The following is a 1,754-nucleotide window of genomic DNA, read 5'->3' as shown; positions in this document are numbered from 1 at the left end:
GCATCCAGCTCGGCCAACCAGCCCGATTCCGGCGCGGGCACCACATGCCGATGCTCAGCCACCGGCAGCGGTGCGGCCGGATCACCGCCCTGCGCCGCGATCATCGCGCGCCAGGAGTCCATCGCCTGCCCACCGGCCAGGTGCTCGGCCGGGTCGACGTCGTCGAGCCCACCGGCCGCCAGCATTTCCCGCGCGAGGGCCAAGGTCAGTTCGACGACGTCGCCGGGCCCCCCGCCAGCCAGCACCTCCACCGACTCGGCCACCTCCAGCGCATTGCCCGCCGAGCGGCCCAGGGGCACGGACATGTCGGTCAGCAACGCCGACGTGCGCACCCCGGCGTCGCCGCCGAGCGCCACCATCGTCCGCGCCAGCTCAGCGGCGTCGTCGTGGGAGGTCATGAATGCGCCGGAGCCCACCTTCACGTCCAGCACCAGCGCACCGGTGCCTTCGGCGATCTTCTTGCTCATGATCGACGCCGCGATCAGCGGGATCGAGGCGACGGTGCCGGTGACATCGCGCAGCGCATATAGTTTGCGGTCGGCGGGGGCAAGCTCGTCGGACGCCGCGCAGATCACCGCACCGACCGCTTCGAGTTGCGCGCGCATCTGCGCCGCCGACACCCGGGCCGAGAAGCCCGGGATGGATTCCAGTTTGTCCAGGGTCCCGCCGGTGTGCCCGAGTCCGCGCCCGGACAACTGCGGCACGGCCAGCCCGTACGACGCGATCAGCGGCGTCAGCGGCAGGGTGATCTTGTCGCCGACACCGCCTGTGGAGTGCTTGTCAACGGTGGTCAGCGGCCGCCCGCCGCGGGACAGCCCGCGCAGATCCATCCGCTCGCCGGAGTCGACCATCGCGCGCGTCCAGTCGGCGACCTCCTGACGGCTCATCCCCCGCCACACGACGGCCATCGCGAGCGCCGACATCTGCTCGGGCGCCACCGCGCCGGCGGTGAACCCGTGGACGACGGCGTCGATCTGCGCCGTCGTCAGTTCTCCACCGTCGCGTTTGACGCCGATGATGCTCACTGGGTCGAGCGCCCCGCTCACCGCTGCGCTCCGCGTACCCGCGCGAGGTCGTCGGGCCCGAACGCCTCGGGCAGCAGCTCGACAAGCGCGCGCGGCCCGTGCGGGGAGTCGATGATCAGTCCCGGACCGCCGAACTCCAACAGCACCTGACGGCACCGACCACAGGGCATCAGAATTGCGCCGTCGGCGTCACAGACCGACACCGCGCGCAACTCACCGAGACCGCCGGTCACCATCGCGCACACCAGCGCGACTTCGGCGCAGACACCCAGTCCGTATGAGACATTCTCCACATTGCATCCAAGAGCGATGTGACCGGACGCACTGACCCCGGCAGCGCCGACCGGAAAGCCCGAGTACGGGGCATACGCCCTGTTCATCGCCTCCCGTGCCGCTTCCCTCAGATGCGCGAAGTCGACTTCCGTGGTCATCTCTTCCCTCCAATTCCCCAAACGCTAAAGGTAAGGCAAACCTAATACTCGAATAGGTCTTCGGTCACATTGTTACCGAGATTTAGAACAACACTCAGCTTGGGTTTAAAGTCATTGTTCATTGGGTCCTTGGGCCGTGTCTGAACATGTCCCGGCAGTCCCCGAGCCCACAGTCGACACCAGGAGGCGTAGTACGCATGAGCACCCCCACTGAGGTCGCACCGGATCCGGTGCGCAAACGCACCCGATATCGGGGTGACCCAGGCATGTGGGCGTGGGTGCTCCAGCGCATCACCGG

Annotated in this window: 2 protein-coding genes and 1 pseudogene; 1 reads left to right on the top strand and 2 read right to left on the bottom strand. The window is 68.1% G+C overall.

Features of this window, described 5'->3' with window-relative positions; translation table 11 throughout:
• Together WAW85_RS10825 and WAW85_RS10820 are read right to left on the bottom strand one after the other, a co-directional pair.
• Window positions 1–1,046: thymidine phosphorylase (locus WAW85_RS10825; RefSeq protein WP_422559618.1), on the bottom strand; the 1,046-nt coding region annotated here is incomplete at its 3' end.
• Window positions 1,043–1,456, bottom strand: coding sequence for a cytidine deaminase (locus tag WAW85_RS10820; protein ID WP_422559617.1), 414 nt, complete (start codon window positions 1,454–1,456; stop codon window positions 1,043–1,045). The genes WAW85_RS10820 and WAW85_RS10825, both read right to left, overlap by 4 nt.
• Before the next feature lie 197 nt (window positions 1,457–1,653).
• On the opposite strand from WAW85_RS10820, the pseudogene WAW85_RS10815 reads away from it, so the two are divergent.
• Window positions 1,654–1,754 (top strand): annotated as a pseudogene (locus tag WAW85_RS10815) (succinate dehydrogenase, cytochrome b556 subunit); the annotation flags it as partial.

It is taken from the genome of Gordonia sp. (in: high G+C Gram-positive bacteria) (assembly GCF_049299075.1).
Lineage (GTDB): Bacteria > Actinomycetota > Actinomycetes > Mycobacteriales > Mycobacteriaceae > Gordonia.
This window is presented reverse-complemented; position numbering and strand designations above follow the sequence as displayed.